We start from the raw sequence: 26,223 nt of genomic DNA on the forward strand, positions 1-26,223 counted from the left end.
ATGGAAAGCGAAAAAAATCTTCGCAATGAATCTGAGACTTATCAGGCAAGAGCCAAGTGGCATTATGACGCGGCAGTGCAGGCTCAGAACCAAGTCAATGCGATCAATGGCGAAATAAGCGATACCCAATCGCGCATTCAGGCTGTCGTGAATTTTGAGAATGGGACCTTGACCGGGCTGGAAACGACTAATAACACGCTTACTGATGATTTGAAAAATATGGGTAAAGCTGTAAGTGCGGGGCTGGCGGACGAAAATGCGGGCTCTGGTGCCAAAAACCTTAATAAGAATAATGGCGCTCAGCTGAAAATCGTTCGCGATAAGTGCAATGCCATTATCACCAGGCTTAACCGCGATCTGGTCTCACTTAATGGGTCACTTACGAAAGCTCAGGCTGATCTTGACCGTGAGAATGCTGCAGTTAAAAGCAACCAACGGCTTCAACAGCAAGTGGATAACGAGCTGAGGCAGAATTATCCTCAATGACTTTGGATGTTCTGTTTCAAATGATGCGAATGTCCTCATAATCAAATCAGAGCTTTCGAAAATTCGTATAAAAAGAAAAGAAGGGAAATGATATGTCTGTATTGGAGGGAGAGGGGTGGCTGCCGATTGGGTCTGTGGTGCATCTCAACGAGAATGGTCACCTGGTGATGATTGCAGGCGCGATGCAACGTGACGAAAACACCGGAAGGCTTTGGGACTATATGGGATTCCCGTACCCGGAAGGCAATATGAAACCAGGCGAAAGCTTGATGTTCAATCGCTCTGATATCGATCGTGTCTACTTTTTGGGCTATCAGTCGTTGTCGGGCATCGATTTTCTGGAGTTCCTTAAGAAGAATGAGGCTGAGTTCCGCAAGCGCCAACTTTCGGCCGAAGAAGCTGTACGGCAGGCAGGAGAGGCACCGGCTTCACATGACGCAGTGAATGATGCGGATTATGAATCAACAACCGATGAGTCCGATCAAGATCTGTTCGAAGAACAATGGGGAGTGGAACATGATACCGCAGAGTAAAAGCGAAATCAGGCTTGACAAAGGCGCTACCGATAACGTCATTGGTGGTGTGAAAACGATTGAGTCGAATCTAAGGGATGTGGCACGCGAATTCAACAGGGTGGATACCGACCTTGAGGAGTGGCAAGGACAAGCCGGCGACGGCGCAAGAAAAAGTCGCAGTCCATTAAGGTGCTTATCGATGCGCTCGCGGACCAGATTGGCGAGTTCGCCGACGGTGTTGGACGTGGCAAGGTCCTGATGGAGCAGGTCGATGAGGATATGGCCGGAATGTGCGTAGCTGGGGGAGAATAATGTTCAAAGCGGACTCAGATCAGATCGGTGAGGCTTCCAAAGCGGTCAAAGAAATGTGTGATTCGGCAAAAACAATCAGTTCGTGTCTGAAACTGCAGGACAATGCATTGAGTTCGGCAAACAGCGGTATGGCTGCACAATCGCAGAGCGGGAAAATGCTGATGCTCCGAGCGAGCATGGATGCGTTCATCGATGGTATCGACACCTATCGTAAGGACCTTCATGACGCGAGTAGCGAATTGACGGGTGATCTGACCACGAAGCGACAGAACGTGCTCGTTTGGGTTTCTGGGACAGTGAGTAAAAAAACCGTTATTGCCTGTGAAGAATCGGCTAATATGCAGGGTCCCTGCTCGACGGTGCATAATACTGCCGAGTCTTTGGAAAACGCTATTCCAGCAGCAACTGATGCGGCGCGCGGACTCGACAATGGCGGTCATGAAGTAGATGCAATTTGCGAGGCGCTTTCTAAACTTCGCTTATTTGCCGGAGGAGAAAAGGAACTTAGCGACTCCTTACTGAATAGTTGGAATACATACGTCGGTGCGATTAACATTTTTGAAGCTCATTTCTCTGGTCTATTCAGTAAAGAGGTTATCGATAAACATGCACAAGAGACGGCTGCAAATGATAAAGATTTGATAGACGAATACGGTACCAAAATCACCGAGAAACTTCCTTCGTTCCTAGGCGATATAGCGAAGTATTCGGACAATCCGCAAGAGATGGGAAAACTGCTAAATGATCCAAAACAGGCTTTTCTTGACAAACTTTCTGAAAGTTTCAAAACCAATGTGATTCCTTTCGACTATTTGTTTAGACACTCGAAAAAAGGGACTGATGGTGAGCATCTTCATGTCGACAAGAATGCTGGGAACGGTTCAAAGCAGCCAAAGGAAAAGAATCCTTCAGAATTGGAGGAAGACCTGAAAAGTATCGGGAAAAGTACCGAGCAGAACAAAAATTGGATGGCTTTGGGTAAAGTTGCCGGGGTTGCCGGAAAGTTTATAGGTCGAGCAACTGCGGTGTATAACGTTTACGATGTAGTCCAAGTGACAAGTGATACGTATTCTTCATCCGGTAGTGTCTGGCAAGCCTTCCAAAAGGGTGGGAAGCGTGCCATCAAAGATACCACAGTGACTGCTGCGACGGATTTGGGGGCCTTGGTTGGTAGTTTGCCGGGAGATTTGATCGTAAATCCTGTGGTTGCCGCAAGCGGAGGCCTTGTTGGTAGCTTTTTACTTGAGGAACTTGCAGAGCAGTTATTCGGTGAGGATTGGTGATAGTGGTGTCTGATGATAATTCCAAGATGCTGACTGATTTTCAACTTGCTTTATATCAAAAAAAAACAGTGTATGACTATGATTTCACGTTGACACCGCCTTTGATGGATGAGTTTGTGGATGCGGCAAACGCTTATGGACAGCATTGGAAGTGGTTTGGAATATACGCCACTACGTTTATTACAGTAATATGTTGTATGGGAATAGCGAATGGCAGACTTTTGGATTTTGGACAAAACAAATTTATTTTGTTCGGTTGCGGACTGTTGTTATTGATTGCCTTGACTTTGGTGGGGTCACGTTCGGTTCGACATTTATTGACTATGTCTAGTCTGTTTTACGAATTTCAGGCATGGTTTCCATCGGCACATGATCGGTCGGCCATCCGCCAGTTGCAGTGGCGGCAGATCACTCATCGCACTTTTAATGGTCCTGAGTGGCGTACGCCATGCCGCGTGTCAGTCTCTCAAGGTGGGGTGCATATGGTTCGGTGGGTGTCGGATAGGGTTTATGAGGATGGTTGCCCGTGGGAGCAGGTGGAGTGTGTTCGGGTGACGCCGCATGCGATTGTGTTGGGTCCGTCGGCGTGGTCGAAGGCCCATACCACACGTCTGGATGGTGATTTGATAAAGATAGGTGACGTTAGCCATTGTGTGGTCATACCCAGAAAATCGGTCGGTAACGTGGATCAGTTCGTTGCGGATTGCTGGATGCATATTCTGGCTGTGCGCCCCGACTTGCGTAAGCCTTTGAGCTGCCGGACCCGTTTTCGTCGTTGGTTGCACGGCGATGATTTGTAGATTCATTGAGTTTGCATGGAGATATTCCTGCCGCTGTCAGCGGTGGAATGATTCTAGGCGTAGTGGCTGGATGGGCAGATAGCTGGTTTGGACAGGATACGATGATGGTATCAAACAAGATGCAGCAGGCGTTTGACGAAGACCCGATAGAATTTGTCGAAGAGGGGACGGCATGTGACTATAACTTCACGTTGACACCGCCTTTAATGAATGAATTTGCGGATGCCGCTAATGCTTATGGACGCCATTGGCAGCTATTTTGTATGCTTTTTATTTGTGTATTTTGTGGCGGAGAATGCATAGTGATAATCAACGGCCGTTACCATTATCAGAATATGGCGGGTTTCATCATTTTACTATTAATGGCGCTGGTGATGGTTTGGATGGTTGTGTCGCGCCGAGCACGGCATTTTGTATTGATGCCATGGATGTTGCCTGCGTTGCCGTCTTGGTTTTCGGGGTGTGCGGCGTCCAGGAGTCGACGTCAAGCTTACAAAGTGGTGTTTGGTATTGGTCCTGATTCACTGGTGCAGGGCCCTAGATGGTGTACGCCGTGTCGTGTATCGGTTTCCGAAGGTGGGGTGCATATGGTTCGGTGGGTGTCGGATAGGGTTTATGAGGATGGTTGCCCGTGGGAGCAGGTGGAGTGTGTTCGGGTGACGCCGCATGCGATTGTGTTGGGTCCGTCGGCGTGGTCGAAGACCCATACCATACGTCTGGATGGCTATTCGGTGACAGCTGGCGATGTCAACAATTGCGTGATCATACCTAAGGAGTGCGTTGGCAGCGTGGCTCAGTTCGTTGCGGATTGCTGGGCGCGTGTGCTGGCGATGCATCCCGCCTTGCGGAGGCCTATGAGCCGCAGAGTCCGTTTCCGTCGTTGGTTCCACGGCGATGATTTGTAGGCAAAGTCGAATGTTTTTTTATCGCAAGATAATCTGTGAAAATCGGTATCCCAACTTTAGGTATAAGCAAGGTCTTAGTGACGCAAACGATATCGCCGGTTTTGAGAATCTGTTTTTCCTGTATTCAGTGTCGCAGTCGAGGCAGTTGCGATATGTGCGATAATGAAGGTATGTTGTTGCATCTTCATCTGGTCCGCCACGGACAGACCTATTTCAATCGTTATAACCGTCTGCAGGGCTGGTCGAATTCACCGTTGACCCAGTCCGGCCTCGCCGATGCGGACAAGGCGGGTGCGAAACTCAAAGACATCGATTTCGCCGCAGCCTATTGCTCCGACACGACCAGGGCCGAACAGACCGCTGCGCGCATTCTTGACATCAACGAGCAAAACGGCCATGGGCGTCCCGATCTTGTCGCCGACATGCATTTCCGCGAGCAGTTCTACGGGTATTTCGAAGGTCAGGACATGAACATGGCGTGGTGGGCAGCCGGAGCGCCGCACGGTGCCAAGACCTACAACCAGATTGTGGAGCAATACGGCCTGAAAGGTACTAGGGATTTCCTGAAGGAAGCCGACCCGTTCCATGACGCCGAAAGCGACGAGGAATATTGGAAGCGCGTGGAAGGCGGTTTCGCGCTGATAGCGACCAACCCCGATCTCAAGGATGGCGACGACGTGCTCCAGATTTCGCATGGCAATACGCTGCTGAGTCTGATGCACCGTTTCGCAGGTCCAGGTTACGATTTGTCCGAGCGGCCGGCCAACGGCAGTGTCACCTCGCTCGATTTCGACACAGCCAAGCCTATTGAATCCGCAGTGACGGTCGTGGCTTATAATCAGTGATTCTCTTTCAGCGTCGTTGGCGTTGGGTAATCTTGAGTTTTATTATGGCTGAAAATGTCTAGGGATTGTATCGGAAAGAGGCTTACATGAGTATTGGGGACATCGCAGGGCTTATCGCCGCCATAGCATTCGCTGTGCTGGCCGGTTTCCTGATCTATCCGCTCATCAGGTTGGGCAAACTGTTTGACCAGCTTGCCCAGACCGTCAAGGATTCCGGCGACCATGCCATCCCGGCGCTTGACGAGGGTGTCACCACCGTACGTCAGGTCAACAAATCGCTTGAAGACGTGAACAAGATCTCCTCGGCCGCTTCCACGACCGCAGGCAATATCGGGGCTTTGGCCGATCTCTATGGCTCGTTCCTGGGCAAGCCGGTCATCAAACTGGCCTCGTCGTTCTATGCCTTGAAGTCGACCGCCCAGAGTTTCGTGCATCAGAAAGGCGGGGCCCCTTCGGACGGTGCCGCTGCCAAGGCCACGGACGCGTCGGCCAAACAAACGGCGGCAAGGAGTAAGTAACGATGGTCAAACGAATGTTCTGGGTATCCCTCGGCGTGGTCATCGGTGTGGTCGCCGTCGCCAAAGCCGAAGCCTACGTGCGGGCCAATACCCCCGACAAGGCGCGGCAGTTCGTGCTCGGTCCCGATCAGGACCACGTGATGCAGCGTTCCTTGCGCGGCCTGTTCGATGAGTTCAATGCCACGCGTCTGGCACGCGAGCAGGAGTTGAACGCGCAATACGCCGACAAGCTCGGCTGATTTTCCGTTCGACGTCGTTCATGGCCTGTGGATCTCCACACGAGTGCAAGCCGCGGCAATACAATAGATACAGTCCAATATTTTTTAGAACACGCTTCGAGATGTCGGGAGCCGAGCGATCGGTTGCCGACAATCAGGTTGTTCATGTAAATGTGATTATTAGAATCGCAACAGTTTCGTTGCGAAGGAAGCAAGGAGCAGCAGCAAGTATGCGCACCTCTGAAATCGCCAGCCGGTTCCAACATTATTTCGAGAGTCAAGGCCATCTGGTCCTTCCCTCGGCGTCATTGATTTCGCCGAATCCGACGACCTTGTTCACCATTGCCGGCATGGTACCGTTCATTCCCTACCTTTTGGGCGAACAGACCCCGCCGTCGAGGCGCGTGACCAGCAACCAGAAATGTGTGCGTACCCTTGATATCGACGAGGTCGGCAAGACCACCCGTCACGGCACGTTCTTCCAGATGCTCGGCAACTTCTCCTTCGGCGACTATTTCAAAGCCGAAGCGATTCATTATGCATGGGATCTGCTGACCACCCCGCAGGACAAGGGCGGCCTCGGTTTCGACCCGGAGACCCTGTGGGTCACCACCTATACCGACGATGATGAGGCACGCAGCCTCTGGGCCAATGAAGGCATGGATCCCGAGCACATGGAGATCCTTGGCATGGAAGACAACTTCTGGACCACCGGCGGCCCCGGCCCCGGCGGCCCCTGCTCCGAGATCTACGTCGACCGCGGTCCGGAATACGGCAAGGAGGGCGGTCCCAGCGCCGATGACAACCGCTACATCGAGATCTGGGATCTGGTCTTCGAAAACTACGCCGTAGACAACGTCAAGTCCAAGACCGACCTGCACATCGTCGGCGAGCTCGAGCACAAGAACATCGATACAGGTGCCGGCCTCGAACGCGTGGCCTACCTGCTGCAGGGCAAGCAGAACATCTACGAAACCGATGAGATCTATCCGGTCATCGAGGCCGCTGAGAAGATTTCCGGTCACAAGTATGGCGAAGACCAGGAATCCGACGTGCGCTTCCGCGTCGTGGCCGATCACGTGCGCAGCGCGTTGATGATCATGAGTGACGGCGTGCGTCCCAGCAACGTCGGCCGTGGTTATGTGCTGCGTCGTTTGCTGCGCCGCACCGTACGTTCCATGAAGATGCTCGGTGTCAACGAGCCGGTGTTGCCCACGCTCTTCCCGGTCTCCAAGGACGCTATGGTGCCCAGCTATCCGGAACTGAACGACACGTTCCACGACGTTTCCGAAGCCGCATACGGCGAGGAGGACACCTTCCGCCGCACGCTCGAAAACGGAACGACTATCCTGGACACGGCCGTCAAGAAGGCCAAGAAGACCGAAGACGCCGAAATCTCGGGACACGACGCGTTCACTTTGCACGACACCTACGGTTTCCCCATCGAGCTGACCCGCGAGATGGCCGAGGAACAGGGCGTCAAAGTCGACGAGAAGGGCTTCCGTGAGCTGATGGACGAGCAGAAGTCCCGAGCCCGCGCCGACGCGCTGAAGAAGCGCCACAACGTGGATGTCAGCGTCTACGACGATTTCAAGAAGACCCTTGACAAGCCGATTGAGTTCCTGGGCTATAAAGACCATTCCAGCCGTTCGACCATCCTCGGTATCTTCGAGGAGGGCAAGGGCAGCGTGCAAAGCATCGAAGGCCCGGCCAATGTCGAAATCGTGCTTGACCGCACCCCGTTCTACGCGGAGCAGGGCGGACAGCTGGCCGATGAAGGCGAGATGATTTCCGACGACGGTGCCGTGCTCGAGATCGATGATGTGCAGAAGCCCATCAAGGACCTGATTGTGCACAGCTGCAGGCTTACCGAAGGCAAACTCAGCGTCGGCGAGAAGGTCAATGCCACCATCGACGAGGAACGCCGTCGCGGCCTGGCCCGTTCCCACACGGCCACCCACATGCTGCACAAGGCACTGCGTGAGGTGCTCGGCGAGCAGGCGACCCAGCGCGGTTCGCTGGTGGCTCCCGATTATCTGCATTTTGATTTCCAGTGGCCCGCCGCCATGACCCGCGAGGAGATCGACAAGGTCGAGGCCCGCGTCGTTGAGCGCGCCTGCGACGATCTGCCGGTCACCATGGTCGAGATGGACTACAAGGAAGCCATCAAACTCGGGTCCATGCACCTCTTCGGCGAGAAATACGGCGACCGCGTGCGTGTGGTGACCATCGGCGAGGACGCGTGGAGCCGTGAGCTGTGCGGAGGCACCCATCTCGACGCCACCGGCAAGATCGGCGAATTCGTCATCACTTCCGAGTCCTCGGTGGGTTCGGGTGTGCGTCGTATCGAGGCGTTCATGGGCAAGAAGGCCTACGAATACAACGACAAGCAGCACAAGACCGTCTCCGGTCTTGCCGACGAGCTCAAGGTCCGTCCCGAGGAGCTGCGCGACCGTGTACTCTCCCTTGAAGCGAAGGTCAAGGAAGCCGACCAGCGCCTGAACGCGCTCTACGAATCCCAGCTCGAGGCCGCGGTGCCGGCCCTGATCGCACAGGCACAAGCCGATGCTGATGCCTCTGTGGAGTTGGTAGCCTCCAACGTTGGCCACTTCGGTTCCTTCGATGCGTTGCGCAAGACCGTGATGGATATCCGTACCAAGATCGGTGATAAAAAGTCCGCGATCATCGCGCTTTCCGGTGTCAACGAACAGGGCAAGCCGATGGTCGCCGTGGCCACCAACGACGAGGCGCGCAAGGCCGGTTTCAAGGCCGGGGACCTCGTGCGGGTAGCCTCCAAGGTGCTCGGCGGCGGTGGCGGCGGTAAGCCGGACTTCGCCCAAGGCGGCGGTGCCGATGCCTCCAAGATCGACGAGGCGTTGAAGGCTCTGCGTCAGGCCGTGCGCAAGGACTGAAACCTCCTATGACGTGGTTAGGTGTTGATTTGGGAGATGCTAGGGTCGGCTTGGCTTTAAGCGACCCTGAGCTCTCCTTCGCGCACCCGGAAGGCAATATTGCGGCCAACGGTGATTCGTTCCGTGCCCTGGATGAGGTCGTGGACTTCATTGACGGGCACCCCGATATCGATAGGGTCGTCATCGGCCTGCCTTTATTGCTGAGCGGAGAAGCCGGGAAAAGTGCCAAAAAGGCCAGACGTTGGGCCGCAAACCTTGCCAAGCGCCTTGGAGTAGCCGTCCAGAGCGAGGATTATACAATAGACAAGGTACCTGAAATAGTACTTCAGGACGAGCGTCTCACCACCGTGAGCGCACACCACCAGTTGAGCCAAGCCAACGTTCAAAGCAGAAATCACAGGCCGGTGGTCGATCAGCAGTCGGCGGTTGTCATTCTTCAGTCGGCTTTGGATGGACGTCACTGACGGTCCTGAAGCAGAGAGGGAATTCATGCCAGAAGACTTCAACGAGCTTTTCGACACGAACGCCGAGTGGGTGGATTCCACTGGTTCTTCTTCTGATGCCCGGCCGCCGAAGTCTCCCAAATCTCGTCACGAAATGCGTCTGCGCAAGCAGCGGCTACGCCGTCGCAAGATGACCATCGCTGCCATTGTGGCAGTCATCGTGTTGATCGTGGGCTGTGGCGGATTTTTCGGCATAAGAGCGCTCACCCATCTGTCCAACGTCAATAATTCTCAAGAGGTCTCCACCGATTACCAAGGCCCCGGAACCGGAAAGGTCTGGTTCACTGTCGAAACCGGTGAAGGTGTCGCCACGATCGCGGCACATCTGGTCAAGGCCGATGTGGTCAAGAATGCGGATACGTTTGCCAGTACGGTCGCGGCCAACAACAGTACGCTCTATCCGGGCATGTACCAGCTCAAAAAACACATGTCGTCCATTCAGGCGGTGAAGATTCTGTCCGACAGAACCAAAGCCACCGGATTTTTGGAAGTCAAGGCCGGGGAACGCAGCTCGCAGGCCATAGCGGAAGCCGCGCAGCTTTCCGGTATCGACAAGGCACAATTCGATGCGATCATCGCCGGTGGAGGCCAGGGCATCCTTCCCGCCGAAGCCGGAGGCAAATTCGAAGGCTGGCTTGAACCGGGCGTCTACGATGTGAAGAAGAAAGGCAGCACCGCCTCTTCTATTTTGAAACAGATCGTAGATAAACGCGTGGCCAAACTCGACGATCTGAAAGTGCCGACCGGGGCGCAACGCGAAACCATCCTCAACATGGCCTCCATCGCCGAATCCGAGGTGAACCGTTCGGAATACTACGGTAAGGTCGTGCGTGTCATCGTCAACCGGCTCAGTCAGAACATGGCTCTGGGGATGGATTCCACCGTCGCCTACGGCGCGAACGTCAAGCCAAGCCAACTGACCAACGCGATGCTGGGCGATGCCTCAGACCCGTACAACACGCGTGTCAACAAGGGCTTGCCGCCCACCCCGATCAGTTCCCCCGGAGACGAAGCGATCAAGGCGGCCATGAATCCCACGCCCGGCAATTGGCTCTATTTCGTCACCACGAACCTGCAGACCGGCGAGACGAAGTTCGTCGCCACCCAAGACGAATTCACCCAGATTCGCAACGAATACAAGACCCAAAACCAAAACGCCAACTGATTTTTTTTATTTAGTTATTTAATTATTTTTAATTTGGTTTGAGTTTGTTTATATCGTTGCTTTTACAAGTTGGTCGTGGATTTGGAGGGATATACAATGTTCGGGACGCTCCTTGGCTGAGCCGTGAAGAACGAAGCCCTGTGGGCTCCGTTTAGACGAAGTGAGCACGTTACCCGTGCGAAGGCAAAATCTTCGATTTTGTACGGCCATGTCTTACGCCCGACCATCGCATATCCCGGCAAACCCACTCATACTGGGTAGAAATAAAGTTTTCTGAAATTCCGTAAGATAGTCAACCAGCATAAGTTGTTGTGGCGGGATATGCGATGCTGAGGCGTAAAGCTTGGCCTACCGGCCTGGAGGGTGCCTAAGCATTGTATATTCCCCCAAATCCGCGACCAACCGATAAACGTGACTAATCAAGCGAAATCGTAACGAGCCTAACTAAAAGCATTTAACAACACTGCAATGATGGCAGCTAATACGATTACGGGGACGAACGGGGCTTTGGGGGATGAGGACTTGGCGAGCTTGGGCCATAGTAGAATCCAGAGTAGGCCCAAGGCGCCCATAAGCAGCCACCAATAGAGGTAGGGCATCAGACCGAACGATCCTACTGTGAGTCCTGCGAGGAATGATGCGGTGACGTCGCCGAAACCTAGGGCGCCTGGCTTCAAGCGCGAGAGCAGGTACTGGATGGCTGCGGATAGGGCTGCGTATCCAAGGGGGAGCAAGGTTTTAGCGGGATTGTGTTCGACGATGGAAAGTGCAAGAAAAACGGCCAACTGTATCAACACTCCCAGCGCCACCCATGCTCGGGGCACGTGAAAACGGCGGATGTCTTCGAGCGCAAGCGCCAGTCCGCAGATCAGACTCGGGAGTGCAGCAATGTAGGCCATATCGGTAAGATAGTTCATAAACCCATGATTCGACGAATGGAAAGCGCGAAAACGCGGAAATTTCAAGGTTTGATTTTTCTTTGGTCGGTTCGTCCATGTTCGGCAAGGAGTAAGCATGTTGCGTTGGCAGACGGCAGGGGAGTCGCACGGTGAGGCGTTGGTCGCGATGATCGAGGGCCTACCGGCCGGTGTCGAGGTGCGCTCGCAGGATGTCGTGGACGCGCTGGCGCGGCGGCGTCTAGGCTACGGACGTGGCGCGCGCATGAAGTTCGAACAGGACAAGGTGCGCATGCTCACCGGTGTGCGACATGGCTTGACACTGGGCTCGCCGGTGACCATCGAGATCGCCAACACTGAGTGGCCGAAATGGACCGAGGTCATGAGCGCCGACCCGCTTGACCATGAGCTGCCGCCGACCGGACGCAACGAGCCGCTGACCCGTCCGCGTCCCGGCCACGCCGACCTGACCGGTATGCGCAAATACGGGTTCGACGACGCCCGCAACGCCCTCGAACGTTCCAGCGCCCGAGAAACGGCTTCCCGCGTGGCTTTGGGGGCCGTGGCAGCGAAATTCCTTGAGCAGAGTGTAGGCATTCGCACGGTTGCTCATGTGGTCGCTTTGGGCGGCGAAAAGGCCGATACCGGCACTTTGCCGACGCCCGCTGATGTCGAAGCGCTCGATGCCTCGCCGGTGCGTACGCTCGACAAGGATGCGGAGAAACGCATGATGGCCAAGGTCGACGAGGCCAAATCCCGCGCCGATACGCTCGGTGGCGTGGTCGAAGTCATCGCCTACGGTGTGCCCGCCGGATTGGGCACATACGTGGAGAGCGACCGCAGGCTTGATGCGGCACTGGCCGGCGCGCTGATGGGCATCCAGGCTATCAAGGGCGTGGAAGTCGGTGACGGGTTCCTCGAGGCAGACCGGTTTGGCTCCGAGGCCCACGATGAGATGTTTGTGGATGACAATGGCCATATTGAGCGTTATTCAAACCGTTCAGGCGGCACCGAAGGCGGTATGTCCGATGGCCAGCCGATTCGGGTGAGGGCCGCGATGAAGCCGATTCCCTCCATTCCTCGTGCTTTGCGCACCGTCGATGTCGCCAACGGTGAGGAGGCCAAGGCCATCAACCAACGTTCCGACACCACCGCGGTCCCCGCCGCTTCGGTCGTAGCCGAGGCAATGGTGCGTTTGACGCTGGCCGGATTCGTTCTTGAGAAGTTCGGCGGTGACAGCGTTGAGGAAACGCGCCGCAATGCACGTAATTATCTTGATTCCTGGCCGGAGCATATGCGTTGATTGCCATCTCGTGTCTGCGTGGCGTGTTTGGGGCATGCGAAATTAGGATAGATAACAACACAGAGAAACGTAGAGTTAAGAGAGACAAGGTGCAACAATCATGAGTGGTCATCGTCCGCTTGCCGTGGTCATCGGTATGCCCGGTGCTGGTAAGACACGTGTGGGACGTGAGGCGGCGCAGATGCTCGATGTCGATTTCGCCGATGCGGATATCGAGATCGAACATGAGGCCGGTATGAAGATTCCCCGGTATTTCGAACGATACGGCGAACCCGAATTCCGAAAGTTGGAAGCCGATGTCATCGCCGATTTGCTTGTCTCGTTTGATGGTCTGCTTGCGTTGGGCGGCGGGGCCCCCATGACGCAGTCCACCCGTGACGCCTTGATCGATTACGCCGCCGCCGGTGGCAAACTGGTCTACCTGCAAGCCGACAAGCACGAGGCCATGGAACGCGCCTCACGCGGCGGAAACCGGCCGATGCTCAAAGGTAACGCCGACAAGCGCTGGATGAAGCTCTACGAAGAGCGCGACCCCGTTTTCCGCGAAATATCCAATCTGCAGGTGCACACCCATGGTTCGACGCCGCGTGTGGCGGCAAGAAAGCTGAGCAATATGATTCAGGAACGCATTGTTCATGTCACCGGTTCGGGAATCGAACCTTATGACGTCTGCATCGGTGAAGGCACGTTGAACCGTCTGCGGGAAGTCGTCGGGCAAGACGTGGTACGGGTGGCATTGATCCATACCCAACCCGTCCAGCGGCACTCCGATCAGGCGCGCGCCCTGTTGCGTCAGGCAGGTTATGGAGTCTACGACATGGTCATTGCCGACGCTGAGAAAGGCAAGACCATCGACGTGGCCAAAACCATCTGGAAGAGGCTCGGCGAAATCGGTTTCACACGTTCTGATGCCATTGTCGGCCTGGGCGGGGGAGCCGCGACCGACCTAGCCGGTTTCATCGCGGCGACCTGGATGCGCGGCATCCGTTACGTCAACTGCCCGACCTCGCTGCTGGCGATGGTAGACGCCTCGACCGGCGGCAAAACCGGTATCAACACCGACGAAGGCAAGAATCTGGTCGGCTCGTTCTACACCCCTGCCGGCGTACTTGCCGATTTGCGTGCGTTGAAGACGTTACCACAGGATATCTTCACCGAGGGGCTCGGGGAAGTGGCCAAGTCCGGGTTTATCCGTGACACCGCGATTCTTGACATTTTGCAGGAACATGCCGCGGAACTGCGCAATTTCAATGGTGAAGATTTTCTCGGAACACCACTCGAGGATGTGGTCGCCGAACTCATTGAGCGCACCGTTCGCGTCAAGGCCTACCATGTCTCCAATGACTTGAAAGAAGCCGGCCTGCGTGAATTCCTGAACTACGGGCATACACTGGCCCACGCCATCGAAAAGCTCGAACATTTCCGTTGGCGCCATGGCAATGCGGTGGCCGTCGGTTGCGTTTATGCAGCGGAACTCTCCCATATTCTCGGCCACATCGACCAGAAGACCGTCGACCTGCACCGTTCGATCTTCTCCTCGCTTGGTCTGCCGATCTCGTGGGACGGCGGGAATTGGGACGATGTGCTCGCGTTGATGCACAAGGACAAGAAGGCTCGCGGCAACACCCTGCGTTTCGTCATTCTCGACGGTGTTGGCCATCCGATGCACCTTGAGGATCCGCCGATGGATGCGCTCGTGGAGGCGTTTAAGCGTATTCGCAGTTGAGCGCTATCGCAAGTCGGTAGATGGGTCTGAGAAACGTTGATATTTCACCATTTGCCGAACACGTATCTATCGACCTGCGATATGTCATTCATCATTTCAACACAAAGGACAAAATCATGACCAAGGTAATCGTTGTCAACGGACCGAATCTCGGGCGTCTGGGAGTACGCGAACCCGATATCTACGGGCGTCAGGATCTTCAGACCCTGCGCAAGGACTGCACCGAATGGGGTCGTGCACTCGGCCTGGAGGTCGAAGTGCGCCAGTCCGACGATGAGGCCGAGGTCATCGGCTGGATGCATCGGGCAGTCGACGAGAAGACTCCGGTGGTGATGAACCCTGCCGCGTTCACCCATTACAGCTATGGTCTTTCCGATGCCGCGAAAATGGTCACCGACGCCGGACTGCCGCTGATGGAAGTGCATATCTCCAACCCTTCCGCACGAGACACGTTCCGCAAGTACAGCGTCATCAGCCCGGTAGCCACCGGTACCATCACGGGTATGGGCTTCTACGGCTACAAGCTCGCCCTCGACGCCGTCGCTCATCTGCTGGAGCAATAAAAGCATTACATTGTCTCACGCCTACGAACACGCCGGGTCAATAGGCACTGATAGACTGAAGTTCCATGGTTAAAGATAATAATGATAGTTCCCATGGGCATGTCACCAAGCATATTTTCGTCACCGGTGGCGTTGTTTCATCCCTCGGTAAGGGCTTGACAGCATCCTCTCTCGGTCGTCTTCTTCGTAGTCGTGGTCTTCGTGTTCTTCAGCAGAAACTCGATCCCTATATCAATGTTGACCCGGGCACGATGAACCCGTTCCAGCACGGTGAGGTCTATGTCACTGAAGACGGTGCCGAAACCGATCTGGACATCGGCCATTACGAGCGTTTCCTCGACGTGTTCCTTTCCCAGAAGGCTAACGTGACCACCGGTCAGATCTACCAGTCCGTGCTTGACAAAGAGCGCGCCGGCAAGTACCTCGGCCAGTGCGTCCAGGTCATCCCGCATATCACCAATGAGATCAAGAGCCGTATGCGCGCCCAGGCCGCAGACGACGTCGATGTGATCATCACCGAGATCGGCGGTACGGTCGGCGACATCGAGTCGCAGCCGTTCCTCGAGGCCGCGCGTGAGGTCAAGCGCGAACTCGGCCCGCACAACTGCATGTTCGTGCATGTTTCGTTGGTGCCGTATCTGCCCGCGGCCCACGAGCTGAAGACCAAGCCGACCCAGCATTCCGTGATGACCCTGCGCCAGCTCGGCATTACTCCCGACGCGCTGGTGCTGCGCAGCGACCGCCCGCTGAACCAAGGCATCAAGGACAAGATCTCCCTGATGTGCGACGTGGACGAAGAGGGCGTGGTCAACTGTGTGGATGCCCCGAGCATCTACGACGTGCCGAAGATTCTGCACAACGAAGGCCTCGACGCCTATGTGGTCCGCTACCTTGAGATGTCCGCCCACGATGTGGATTGGGCCGAGTGGGACGATCTGCTGGAGCGCGTGCACCATCCGAAGCAGGAAGTCAACGTCGCCATCGTCGGCAAGTACATCGACCTGCCCGACGCCTATCTTTCCGTCATCGAGGCCGTCAAGGCCGGCGGTTTCGGCAATTACGCCAAGGCCAACGTCAAGCTCGTTGCGGCCGACCTTTGCGAGAGCGAAGCCGGCGCCGACGCAGAACTGCGCGACATGGACGGCATCATCGTCCCCGGTGGTTTCGGCATCCGCGGCATCGAAGGCAAGATCGGCGCGCTGCGCTACGCCCGTGAGCATAAGCTGCCTGCGCTCGGCCTTTGCTTGGGCCTGCAGTGCATGGTCATCGAGTATGCCCGCGACGTTCTTGAGCTTGAGGATGCGGATTCCTCCGAGTTCGAGCCCGGTTGCAAGAATCCGGTCATCGCCACGATGGAAGAGCAGAAGGACATCCTCGCCAATTCCGATATGGGGCACACCATGCGCCTCGGTGCCTATCCGGCCGTGTTGAAGGAGGATTCGCTGGTCGCCAAGCTGTATGGCACCACCAATGTCAGCGAGCGTCACCGTCATCGTTATGAGGTGAACGTGGCCTACAAGAAGCCGTTGCAGGAGGCGGGCCTCGAGATTTCCGGTCAGAGCCCGGACGGCGAGCTCACCGAGTTCGTCGAGCTGCCGCAGGACGTGCACCCGTTCTATGTCGGTACGCAGGCTCACCCCGAATTCAAGTCCCGTCCGACCAAGCCGCACCCGCTCTTCCAAGGTCTGGTGAAAGCAGCGCTCGACCATCAGGAAGCCCGGAAAAGTGGGTCTGAAGAGGACTGAAAACGGGTCTTTGACGATGCTTGCTTCCGCTTCATCGTCAACCGGCGATGCCGGTAGTCCGTATTTTCGATAGCGTGCGTAAGAAGACCCTGCTTCGGTGGGGTCTTCTTACTGTATCCAGCGATGCAGCGATGCAGGCCTTGGCGCTTGAAAAGCAAATACACAATGGTACAAATAGGTACAATATAGACAAAACTTGTGAATTAAATCACTTTCATTGTCGGCATTGTTTTAGGCACATCCCTAGTAATGAAAGACCAATTCTGTTAGGTTTATATTGAGTGTAGTCAATGATGGGAGGCAGCGTACGGTGGCAGAAAAACCAACACCAAACGCCGCGTCTGATACGGAGATGAGCCAATATGTGGCTGATCGCGAACGTGTCAACGAGGATAAAATCAAACAGGATGACGAGATCATCCAGGAATTCGGCGAGTACAACTACGGCTGGCACGATTCCGATGCGGCTGGTGAGGCCGCGAAGAAGGGCATCGACGAGAACGTCGTCCGCGCCATTTCCGCCGACAAGGGCGAACCGCAATGGATGCTCGACATGCGCCTGAAAGGGTATCGCGCGTTTGTGGAGAAGCCGATGCCGAAGTGGGGTGTGGATCTTTCCGAATTCCATGCAGAAGACTTCAAATATTATGTGAAGCCAATCGACAAGCCCGCCAAGAGCTGGGACGATTTGCCTACGGATATTCGCACCACCTACGACAAGCTGGGCATTCCCGATGCCGAGAAGAAGCGTCTGGTCTCCGGTGTCGCCGCACAGTACGAGTCCGAGGTCATCTACAACTCCATTCAGGAGGACCTGAAAAAACAAGGCGTGATCTTCACCGATACCGACACCGCATTGCGTGAGTATCCGGACCTGGTCAAGAAATATTTCGCGACCGTCATTCCCTATGATGACAACAAGTTCGCGGCGTTGAACACCGCGGCTTGGTCCGGCGGATCGTTCGTCTACGTGCCCAAGGGCGTCCATGTCGACATCCCGCTGCAGGCCTACTTCCGCATCAATACCCCGAACATGGGCCAGTTCGAACGCACGCTGATCATCGCCGAGGAAGGCTCCTACGTCCACTACGTCGAGGGTTGCACGGCCCCGATCTATGCGACCGACTCCCTGCACGCCGCCAACGTCGAGATCATTGTCGGCAAGAACGCGCGCGTCCGCTATACGACGGTGCAGAACTGGTCGAACAACGTCTATAATCTCGTCACCCAGCGCGCCTACGTCAAAGAGGGCGGCACCATGGAATGGGTCGACGGCAACATCGGTTCCAAGGCGAGTATGAAATACCCGTCCTGCATCCTGGCCGAGCCGTACGCCAAGGCCTCCACCATGTCGTTGAGCTTCGCAGGCAAGGGCCAGTATCAGGACACGGGCGCCAAGATGATCCATCTCGCTCCGCACACCAGCTCCACCATCGTCGCCAAGTCGATTTCACGTGGAGGCGGACGCTGCGCCTACCGTGGTCTGGTCAAGGTGATCGATGGCGCCAAGGGCTCGAGCTCTTCGGTGGTCTGCGACACATTGTTGGTTGACGATTACTCGCGTTCCGACACGTATCCGCACGTCGACATCCGCGAGGACGACGTGACGATGGCGCACGAGGCGACGGTTTCCAAGGTCTCCGAAGACCAGCTTTTCTACCTGATGAGCCGAGGGCTTGAGGAGAAGGAAGCCATGGGCATGATTGTGCGCGGTTTCGTGGAGCCGATCAGCCGTGAGCTTCCGATGGAATACGCGTTGGAGCTCAACAGGCTTGTCGAGTTGCAAATGGAAGGATCGGTGGGCTGATCGATGGCCGAACAAGAAGTGAATATTCCAGTAGCGGACCCCAATGATCCCTACGCGATACCGGCGGCGATGCCGTCCAGTGCCGACAACGAGCCCCGCTCGTTTGAGGTGGACGACTTCAAGATGCCGACACGCAAGCAGGAGGACTGGCGCTATACGCCACTTGATCGTATCAGCGAGTTCTTCGACGTCTTTACCCCGAGCGGTGAAACCAAGGTCACTGTCAGCAATATCGACGGCAGCCCGATTGACGACAGCAAGGTGACCAAATCGGTTATCGAGCGTGGCCAGGCGCCTTCCGGCTCTGTGATGAAGCCCAACGACCGCGTTTCGGCCGTCGAATGGAACAGCGGCAGCAAGACCGTCGTCGTCTCCATCTCCGGCGAGCTGGATCAGCCGGTTCTGGTTGACGTTGAAGGACACGGAACCGATCTTGATTCCCTGCATCTGGTGCTCGAGGTGGCCGACCGTACGCATGGCGACATCGTCGTGCGGCATCAGGGTCTGGCCCGTCTTGCCGAAGGTGTCGAAATCATCACCGGGCGTGATTCTCACGTCTCCACGACCTTCGTCCAGGAATGGGACAAGGGCTCCAAGCACGTGGGCAACCAGCGCATCCATGTCGGCGACAACGCCTCGCTGCGTCACGCGATGGTCACCCTCGGCGGTGACATCGTGCGTATCCGTATGGATCAGGAGTTCGGCGGACCGCAAGGCGACCTCAACATGCTCGGCATCTACTTCGCCGAAGCCGGTCAGCATCTGGAACATCGCACGATGGTGGTGCACAACTATTCGGAGTGCAAGTCCCGTGTGGTCTACAAGGGCGCGCTCGACGGCAAGGACGCACATTCGACATGGGTGGGCAATGCGCTCATCCAGCCGCAGGCGCCGAACACCGACTCTTACGAGCTCAACCGCAACCTTGTGCTGACCCCCGGCCCGGTGGCTGATTCCGAGCCCAACCTTGAGATCGAGAACGGCAACATCATCGGTGCCGGCCACGCCAGCTCCGTCGGCCATTTCGATGACGAGGAACTGTTCTACCTGCAGTCGCGCGGCATCACGGAGTCCGAGGCCCGCAAGCTTGTGGTCCGTGGATTCTTCGCCGACCTGATCGAACAAATCGGCGTGCCCAGCATCGCCGAACACCTTATGAATGTCATAGACCGCAGACTCGCGCGCGGCGAAAGCGCCGATATGCAAGCGGTATTGGAGGATAAGTAAATGTCTACATTGGAAATCAAGGATCTCTACGCATCGGTGGAGACCAAGGAAGGCCGCAAGCAGATTCTCAAAGGTGCGACCCTGACCGTCAACTCCGGCGAGACGCACGCCATCATGGGTCCCAACGGTTCCGGCAAGTCGACGCTGGCCTACACGTTGGCCGGCCACCCCAAGTACTTCGTTGACTCCGGCGAGGCGCTGCTCGACGGCAAGGACATCCTGAAGATGACTGCCGACGAGCGTGCCAAGGCCGGTCTGTTCCTCGCGATGCAGTACCCGGTCGAAGTGCCGGGCGTCTCCATGACCAACTTCCTGCGCACCGCCAAGACCGAGGTCGACGGCAAGGCTCCGGCCATCCGCACTTGGGCCAAGGAACTGCAGGATGCGATGAAGAACCTTCGCATGGACAAGAAATTCGCTTCACGTTCCGTCAACGAGGGCTTCTCCGGCGGCGAGAAGAAGCGTGCTGAGGTACTGCAGCTCGAACTGCTGAAGCCGAAGTTCGCCATTATGGACGAAACCGATTCCGGCCTTGACGTCGACGCGCTGCGCATCGTCTCCGAAGGTGTGAACCGCGCCAAGGAGAACACCGGCCTCGGCATCATGCTCATCACCCATTACACGCGAATCCTCAAGTACATCAAGCCGGATATCGTGCATGTGTTTGCCGGCGGACGCTTTGTCAAGACCGGTGGACCGGAATTGGCTGATGAACTCGAAGAGACTGGATATGATCAGTATCTGCCGGAGGGAACGACTGAATCGGCTATGGCCTGATTCTTCTCTGATTGCTCAGTTACGTTTCGCGATTAACCTACTTTTAGGGGTTGGTCGCGGATTGGGGAAAATATACAATGCTTCGGAACCCTCCAGGCCGGTAGGCCAAGCTTTACTCCTCAGCATCGCATTTTTTCCCCAATCCGCTTATGTAACGTTTGTTGGTCAGGTTTTTTAGGGCTTTGGAAGATTTCGATACATCGAGTATCGAAATCTTGCAGGCTTTCGCCTGAAAAATAATATTAGGATTGAATAGAAGTCATTGAGAGCGGTAGCTTAAAGATTGAAGGCTATGATGGTGGATTTTGTTGGGTTGAGGGAACAGTTTCCTATTTTGGATCAGGAGGTACATGGGCATCAGCTCGTGTACTTTGATTCGGCGGCTACGGCGCAGAAGCCGCAGTGCGTGATTGACGCCGAGTCGGAGTTTTATAAGACGATCAACGCCGGGGTCCATCGTGGGGCCCATGAGCTGGCTGCTCGCAGCACCGTTGCCTTTGAGGAGGCACGTGCCAAGGTCGCCAAGCTGGTCGGCGCCAACTACGAAGAAGGCGAGGAAGAGGTCGTCGTCACCGCCGGTGCCACGGCAGGGCTGAATCTGCTGGCCACGGCCATCGGCAATGCCTCGCTCGGACGCGGGGGAGAAGCGGCCAAACGTTTCGTCGTCGGTCCGGGTGACGAGATCGTCGTCTCCAAGGCCGAACATCATTCCGTGCTGCTTCCGTTCCAGGAACTGGCCCTGCGCACCGGTGCCACCTTGAAGTGGTTCGATCTGACCGAGGACGGACGTGTTCGCTCGGACACCGCCGACGAGGTCATCACCGATCGCACGAAGATTGTGGCGATCACCCATATCAGCAACGTCACCGGTGCCATCACCGACATTGACCCGATCATCAGGCGGGCGCACGAAGTCGGTGCCATCTTCATCCTCGATGCCTGCCAGTCCGTGCCCCATCTCAAGATCGATTTCCATAAGATGAACGTCGATTTTGCCGCCTGGAGCGCCCACAAGATGTACGGTCCCACCGGTGCCGGATTCCTTTACGGCAAACGTGAGCTGTTGGAAGCCTTGCCGCCGGCCAGCTTTGGCGGTTCGATGGTCGAGCTCGCCTGGCTGGACAAGCCGGCGCAGTATATGGCTCCACCGGAACGCTTCGAAGCCGGAACCCAGCCGGTGGCGCAGGTCGTGGCTGCGGGTGTTGCCGCCGACTGGATGCGCGACATCGGCATGGAAAACGTCGAAGCCCATGAAAAGGCCATCACCGCGGAACTCTTGAAGTTGAACGATGTCCCCGGTTTCCGCGTGCTCGGTCCGGTGGAGACCAAGGACCGCATCGGTACGGTCTCCTTCGATGTCGAAGGCGTGCACCCGCATGACGTCGGTCAGTTCTTCGATGCACAGGGTATCGCCGTGCGTGTCGGTCATCATTGCGCCCAGCCCGTTCACCGCCACTTCGGCCTGTTCGCTTCGTCCCGTGCTTCGACCGGCGTGTACAATACCGTCGAGGAGGCCAAGCAAGTAGTCGAAACGGCCGGTAAGGTCCGCGCGTTTTTTGAGGTGTGAATATGAGTGATTTTGGCATGAGCGGCGACGATCTCGAGCAGATGTATCAGGAGGTCATTCTCGACGCCTCGAAACATCCGCATGGCAAGGAGCATTTCGCCTCCGACGTCACGATCGAGCCGAATGAAAGCAGCGATACCGGGGAGACGACGGTACGTGCCAGCCACGAATACTGCACGCCGGGGGAGTCACACCAGTTCAACCCGACCTGCGGCGATCAGGTGACGGTCCATGTCGAGGTCTCGCAGGACGAACCGCACAAGATCGAGCGTTTGGTATGGGACGGCAGCGGTTGCTCCATCTCCACGGCCAGCCTGTCGATGATGGTCGATCTGGTCGACGGAAAGACCGTCGAAGAAGCCATGGAGCTTGAAGGCGTGTTCCAGAAGCTGATGAAATCCCGTGGTGCCGGCTTGGACAGCGATGCCGACGAAGAGGCGTTGGGCGATGCCGTGGTGTTCCAAGGCGTTTCGAAATACCCGATGCGCATCAAATGCGCGCTGCTGGGATGGGCCGGTCTCAAGGATTCGCTCGCCAAGGCGTTGGCGGCGGACAAATAAGCCAAACGTCCGACCGGCAATAATCCGGCAGGCTCAAGAATCGTTGCCGCATTCCGATACCAGCGCAGGCAGGCCGTTTACGAACTCTGGTATCGGCATTTTGTGGATAGGCTGATTATGCTATTCGCTTGTGTAATCGAACTGAAGACATGACATAATGGTGTATGGTTTCACCGCAACAGGAGGCAACATGGAAAGCCAAGACAATCTCGTTCCGACACCGCAATCCTCGATTCTCGATTCAGCGGTCAAGGCGCTCGGCAGTGAGGAAAAGGGCCAGGCCGCCGTTGCCAATCCCCACGCGGTGGGTTCGCTCGACAAGTTCGACCGACAGGATGAAACGGATCCTGCAACGGCAGAGGCTTCTGCACAATCCGCAGGTGACACCGTCAAAGACGATGAGACCGGTATTCCGCTGACTTCGTTCAATGACATCGGCAAGGCCACGGCCGCCGACGTGCGGGAAGCGCTGCATCAGGTCATCGACCCCGAGCTCGGCATCGACGTCATCGACCTCGGCCTGGTCTACGGCATCGAGATCGACGAAAAGGGACGGGCCATCATTACGATGACGCTGACGACTCCCGCTTGCCCGCTGACCGACCTGCTTGAGGATGAATGCGCCTCGACCTTGGCCGGTCTGGTTGAGGAATTCCGCATCGACTGGACATGGCAACCGCGCTGGACGCTCGATATGATCCGACCGGAAGGCCGCGAACAGCTGGAGGCCATCGGCTTCAACTTCGACAACATGCCGAAATACTGATTGCGGATTGAGCCTTACAAGGCATCATGAAACCGCCGAACCCAAGATTATCCGGGTACGGCGGTTTCGCAATATTCAAGGCAATATCATGATTTGCGATCGTCAGTTTTGCGATCGTGCGTTTTGAAAAGTGACTAAGAATTTTTAGTCCTTGATGACCGTATGCTTCGGCACGATGGTGATGCCGTCTTTAACGGTGAAGCCTCGGGCAAGGTCGTGCTCATGGTCGATGCCCACGGTCGCATTCTCTTCCAAAATGACGTTTTTGTCGAGAATGGCCTTGCAGACACGTGCGCGGCGGCCGACGATGACTCCATCGAAGAGAATGGAATCAACGACCTGCGACCATGAATTGATACGGACATTAGGCGAAAGCACCGAATGCTGCACGTCTCCGCCCGAAACGATGACGCTGGGGGAGATGATGGACTCGGTGGCCCGCCCGATGCGGTTGGTCTCCGAACGGACGAACTTGGCCGGCGGAAGATTGCCGGAAAGCGTGTAGATTGGCCAATCCTGGTTGTAGAGGTTGAACGGGGGATTGTATTCGATCAGGTCCATGTGGGCCTCATAGAACTGTTTGATGGTGCCCACGTCGCGCCAGTAGGCGCGGTCGTAGCCGGTGGCTCCGGGAATCTCGTTTTCGCTGAAGTCATAGACGCCGGCTTCGTGCCGTTCGGAGAAGTAGGGGGCGATGTCGCCTCCCATGTCGTGCTTGGTGTTTTCGGCTTTTTCATCGCGTGCTAGCGCATCGAAAAGCGCGTCGGTATTGGCGATGTAATTGCCCATGGAGGCCAGTATCTGGTCGGGATGCCCCGGCAGTCCCTCGGTGGTTTCGGGCTTTTCCTTGAACCCGCGGATCATATGGGGATGCTCCGGGTCGACGTCGATGACCCCGAATTGATTGGAAGCCTCGATGGGCTGACGGATGCCGGCGACGGTGAATGCGGCACCGGACTCGATATGCTGTTTCAGCATCTGGTTGAAATCCATGCGATAGACATGGTCGGCGCCGACGATGACCACATAGTCGGGCTGTTCGTCCTCGATGATGTTGATGGTCTGGTACACCGCGTCCGCAGACCCCAGATACCAATGCTTGCCGAGCCGTTGCTGCGCTGGGACGGGGGAGACGTACGCGTCGAGCAGGGGGGAGAAACGCCATACCTTGGAGATATGGCGGTCAAGCGAATGAGATTTGTATTGCGTTAATACAACGATCTGCGAATAGCCCGAATTGACCAGATTGCTGAGCGGGAAATCGATGAGACGATAGACGCCGCCGAACGGCACCGCAGGTTTGGCGCGGTCTCTTGTCAGCGGCATCAGACGCGTGCCTTCGCCGCCCGCCAATACAATAGCCAGTATTTTGGGATTCTTCGCCATTCCTGACCTCCTGATTACTGCTTTCTACCAGTCATTTTCATTCTCCGGCCCAAGTGCCGATGCAATAGGAACCGTACTTGCACCACCTGCGGAGCCGTGAGGCGTTCTTCGTTGCACACGACCACTTCTATCAATCACTGTATCGGATTGAGCCGACGCGAAACGCCTAGGAAGTCTGCAAACGTCTAATTTTTCTTCGCTCGTGTCGCGTAGAAGGCGACGGCGCTGGAAGCGGCCACGTTGAGGCTGTCGACGCCGTTGCTCATCGGAATCTTGACGGTGAGGTCGGTGTTGGCGATGGTGCGGTGCGAAAGCCCGTCGCCTTCCGTGCCGAAAACGAGGGCAAGCTTGTCGATATGGTCGGGATTCTGCGGATCATTGTCAAGACGTCGGGTCAGCTCATCCAGACTGATGGAATCGTCGGTCAACGCCATCGCGACGGTGGTGAAGCCCAACTCGTGCAATTCCTTGAGCCCTCGGACCGGCCAGTATTTCCGGTCCTCCTCTTTGGTGTGGAGATTTCGAGAGTCGCTGTTTCCCATACGGTTGCTGTCGTCGGCTGCGGGGTCTGTTTTGTCGGCGGTGTTCCCTGATAGTGCATCGTGGTGATCAGGGTTGTCGGCGCCCAGCGTTTCGGCATCGATACGCGTCCACGGGACCTGAAATACCGTACCCATGGAGACTCGGGCCGCCCGACGGTAGAGCGGGTCTCCGCAGGAAGGCGTAACCAACACGGCGTCGACGTCAAGCGCGGCGGCCGAACGCATCAGCGCGCCGACATTGGTGTGGTCGACGATATTCTCCATCACCGCAATCCGACGTGCGTTCTTGCACAGTTCCGCGACACTCGGCAGTTTCCAGCGACGCATAGCGGCCAGCGCTCCACGATGGAGACGATAGCCGGTCAGCTTTTTCAGTTGTTCAGGAGAGGCGACATACACGGGAACGTCCTTGCCCCAGCGTTGGTCTATGCGCTCGAACATATCGGCCATGCCGGCAAGCCAGGGTTCCTCGACCAGCAGCGAGACCGGTTCGCGTCCGGCGGCCAGAGCCCGGTCGATGACCTTGGGCGATTCAGCGATGAAAATGCCCTTTTCCGGCTCAAGCCGGTTGCGCAGCTGCGCTTCGGTCAGGCTTACGTACGCGGCCACCCGTTCGTCGTCGACCGACTCGATATTGATGATCCGCATACTCTGAAGTCCTTTGATAACGAAGTCGCTATAAACTGTGCCATTTTGTGTCATCTGTTGCCAAAACGCTGCCAAACTTGGCACCTAAAAGTGGCCAGATACACTAAGACCCCTTGATTTCCAAGGGGTTTCAGACTTTCAATATTCGTGCCCAGGACGGGAGTTGAACCCGTACTCCTGTAAAATTATAGGAACTAGCACCTCAAGCTAGCGCGTCTACCATTCCGCCACCTGGGCAGGTGTCGTTT

General features: G+C 56.2%; 24 protein-coding genes, 1 tRNA gene and 2 pseudogenes. 22 read left to right on the forward strand and 5 right to left on the reverse strand.

The features are described 5' to 3' along the window. From OZX74_RS04040 to mltG, 12 genes are all read left to right on the forward strand, one after another. Positions 1 to 486 carry a hypothetical protein gene (locus OZX74_RS04040; RefSeq protein WP_277157246.1) on the forward strand — a complete coding sequence of 162 codons (486 nt, stop codon included), beginning with the start codon at positions 1 to 3 and terminating at the stop codon, positions 484 to 486. 92 nt (positions 487 to 578) lie between these two features. Further along, a complete protein-coding gene (locus OZX74_RS04045) occupies positions 579 to 1,019 on the forward strand; it encodes a DUF4176 domain-containing protein (protein ID WP_277157247.1) in 441 nt (146 codons plus the stop codon). 120 nt (positions 1,020 to 1,139) lie between these two features. Beyond that, the gene (locus OZX74_RS04050) at positions 1,140 to 1,313 is read left to right on the forward strand and encodes a hypothetical protein (RefSeq protein ID WP_277157248.1); all 174 of its coding nucleotides are present in this window, start codon (positions 1,140 to 1,142) and stop codon (positions 1,311 to 1,313) included. Continuing rightward, positions 1,313 to 2,596 (forward strand): hypothetical protein, encoded by a 1,284-nt coding sequence (locus OZX74_RS04055; protein ID WP_277157249.1) that lies wholly within the window; start codon positions 1,313 to 1,315, stop codon positions 2,594 to 2,596. The genes OZX74_RS04050 and OZX74_RS04055 overlap by 1 nt, the downstream gene beginning before the upstream one ends. 5 nt (positions 2,597 to 2,601) lie before the next feature. Next, positions 2,602 to 3,396, forward strand: coding sequence for a hypothetical protein (locus OZX74_RS04060; RefSeq protein WP_277157250.1), 795 nt, complete (start codon positions 2,602 to 2,604; stop codon positions 3,394 to 3,396). Between the two features lie 5 nt (positions 3,397 to 3,401). Further along, complete coding sequence (locus OZX74_RS04065) at positions 3,402 to 4,301, forward strand: hypothetical protein (protein WP_277157251.1); 900 nt, start codon at positions 3,402 to 3,404, stop codon at positions 4,299 to 4,301. Positions 4,302 to 4,471: 170 nt separating this feature from the next. Beyond that, positions 4,472 to 5,146, forward strand: coding sequence for a histidine phosphatase family protein (locus OZX74_RS04070; RefSeq protein ID WP_277157409.1), 675 nt, complete (start codon positions 4,472 to 4,474; stop codon positions 5,144 to 5,146). Positions 5,147 to 5,232: 86 nt separating this feature from the next. After that, positions 5,233 to 5,664, forward strand: a complete 432-nt coding sequence (locus tag OZX74_RS04075) for a DUF948 domain-containing protein (protein WP_277157252.1) — start codon at positions 5,233 to 5,235, stop codon at positions 5,662 to 5,664. Between the two features lie 2 nt (positions 5,665 to 5,666). Next, a complete protein-coding gene (locus OZX74_RS04080) occupies positions 5,667 to 5,903 on the forward strand; it encodes a hypothetical protein (protein ID WP_277157253.1) in 237 nt (78 codons plus the stop codon). Between the two features lie 209 nt (positions 5,904 to 6,112). Next, positions 6,113 to 8,794, forward strand: a complete 2,682-nt coding sequence (gene alaS / locus OZX74_RS04085; RefSeq protein WP_277157254.1) for an alanine--tRNA ligase — start codon at positions 6,113 to 6,115, stop codon at positions 8,792 to 8,794. A gap of 8 nt (positions 8,795 to 8,802) precedes the next feature. Further along, positions 8,803 to 9,258: a Holliday junction resolvase RuvX gene (gene ruvX, locus OZX74_RS04090; protein WP_277157255.1), complete on the forward strand. Its 456-nt coding sequence runs from the start codon at positions 8,803 to 8,805 to the stop codon at positions 9,256 to 9,258. 25 nt (positions 9,259 to 9,283) lie between these two features. Next, positions 9,284 to 10,462, forward strand: coding sequence for an endolytic transglycosylase MltG (mltG, locus tag OZX74_RS04095; protein WP_277157256.1), 1,179 nt, complete (start codon positions 9,284 to 9,286; stop codon positions 10,460 to 10,462). A 440-nt stretch (positions 10,463 to 10,902) separates the two neighbouring features. Here the strand turns inward: mltG and OZX74_RS04100 are convergent, their stop codons facing one another. Beyond that, a complete protein-coding gene (locus OZX74_RS04100) occupies positions 10,903 to 11,379 on the reverse strand; it encodes a peptidase A24 (RefSeq protein ID WP_277157257.1) in 477 nt (158 codons plus the stop codon). A gap of 97 nt (positions 11,380 to 11,476) precedes the next feature. Here OZX74_RS04100 and aroC point away from each other — a divergent pair, with 97 nt between their 5' ends. The 10 genes from aroC to OZX74_RS04150 all read left to right on the forward strand — a co-directional run bounded on the left by aroC (position 11,477) and on the right by OZX74_RS04150 (position 23,399). Then, a complete protein-coding gene (gene aroC, locus OZX74_RS04105; protein WP_277157258.1) occupies positions 11,477 to 12,661 on the forward strand; it encodes a chorismate synthase in 1,185 nt (394 codons plus the stop codon). Positions 12,662 to 12,761: 100 nt separating this feature from the next. Further along, positions 12,762 to 14,387 carry a bifunctional shikimate kinase/3-dehydroquinate synthase gene (locus OZX74_RS04110; protein WP_277157259.1) on the forward strand — a complete coding sequence of 542 codons (1,626 nt, stop codon included), beginning with the start codon at positions 12,762 to 12,764 and terminating at the stop codon, positions 14,385 to 14,387. A 116-nt stretch (positions 14,388 to 14,503) separates the two neighbouring features. Next, a complete protein-coding gene (locus tag OZX74_RS04115; RefSeq protein WP_277157260.1) occupies positions 14,504 to 14,950 on the forward strand; it encodes a type II 3-dehydroquinate dehydratase in 447 nt (148 codons plus the stop codon). Between the two features lie 65 nt (positions 14,951 to 15,015). Further along, complete coding sequence (locus OZX74_RS04120; protein ID WP_277157261.1) at positions 15,016 to 16,695, forward strand: CTP synthase; 1,680 nt, start codon at positions 15,016 to 15,018, stop codon at positions 16,693 to 16,695. A gap of 352 nt (positions 16,696 to 17,047) precedes the next feature. After that, positions 17,048 to 18,502, forward strand: coding sequence for a Fe-S cluster assembly protein SufB (gene sufB / locus OZX74_RS04125; protein WP_277157410.1), 1,455 nt, complete (start codon positions 17,048 to 17,050; stop codon positions 18,500 to 18,502). Positions 18,503 to 18,505: 3 nt separating this feature from the next. Beyond that, positions 18,506 to 19,729 (forward strand): Fe-S cluster assembly protein SufD, encoded by a 1,224-nt coding sequence (gene sufD / locus OZX74_RS04130; protein WP_277157262.1) that lies wholly within the window; start codon positions 18,506 to 18,508, stop codon positions 19,727 to 19,729. Then, positions 19,730 to 20,506: a Fe-S cluster assembly ATPase SufC gene (gene sufC / locus OZX74_RS04135; protein WP_277157263.1), complete on the forward strand. Its 777-nt coding sequence runs from the start codon at positions 19,730 to 19,732 to the stop codon at positions 20,504 to 20,506. It abuts the gene before it with no gap. Between the two features lie 295 nt (positions 20,507 to 20,801). Further along, positions 20,802 to 22,073, forward strand: a complete 1,272-nt coding sequence (locus OZX74_RS04140) for a SufS family cysteine desulfurase (RefSeq protein WP_277157411.1) — start codon at positions 20,802 to 20,804, stop codon at positions 22,071 to 22,073. A gap of 2 nt (positions 22,074 to 22,075) precedes the next feature. Next, positions 22,076 to 22,633 (forward strand): Fe-S cluster assembly sulfur transfer protein SufU, encoded by a 558-nt coding sequence (gene sufU / locus OZX74_RS04145; protein ID WP_277157264.1) that lies wholly within the window; start codon positions 22,076 to 22,078, stop codon positions 22,631 to 22,633. 190 nt (positions 22,634 to 22,823) lie between these two features. Next, positions 22,824 to 23,399, forward strand: coding sequence for a metal-sulfur cluster assembly factor (locus tag OZX74_RS04150; protein WP_277157265.1), 576 nt, complete (start codon positions 22,824 to 22,826; stop codon positions 23,397 to 23,399). Between the two features lie 144 nt (positions 23,400 to 23,543). Here OZX74_RS04150 and glgC read toward each other — a convergent pair whose 3' ends face one another. The 4 genes and pseudogenes from glgC to OZX74_RS04165 all read right to left on the reverse strand — a co-directional run bounded on the left by glgC (position 23,544) and on the right by OZX74_RS04165 (position 26,212). Further along, the gene (glgC, locus tag OZX74_RS04155; RefSeq protein WP_277157266.1) at positions 23,544 to 24,785 is read right to left on the reverse strand and encodes a glucose-1-phosphate adenylyltransferase; all 1,242 of its coding nucleotides are present in this window, start codon (positions 24,783 to 24,785) and stop codon (positions 23,544 to 23,546) included. 185 nt (positions 24,786 to 24,970) lie between these two features. After that, a pseudogene (locus OZX74_RS09120) lies at positions 24,971 to 25,288 on the reverse strand (TrmH family RNA methyltransferase); the annotation flags it as partial. Between the two features lie 138 nt (positions 25,289 to 25,426). Further along, positions 25,427 to 25,975: pseudogene (locus tag OZX74_RS09125) on the reverse strand (TrmH family RNA methyltransferase); the annotation flags it as partial. Positions 25,976 to 26,123: 148 nt separating this feature from the next. Further along, positions 26,124 to 26,212: transfer RNA gene (locus tag OZX74_RS04165), tRNA-Leu, on the reverse strand. Positions 26,213 to 26,223 lie beyond the last annotated feature (11 nt).

The organism is Bifidobacterium sp. ESL0798, from assembly GCF_029395415.1.
GTDB lineage: Bacteria > Actinomycetota > Actinomycetes > Actinomycetales > Bifidobacteriaceae > Bifidobacterium.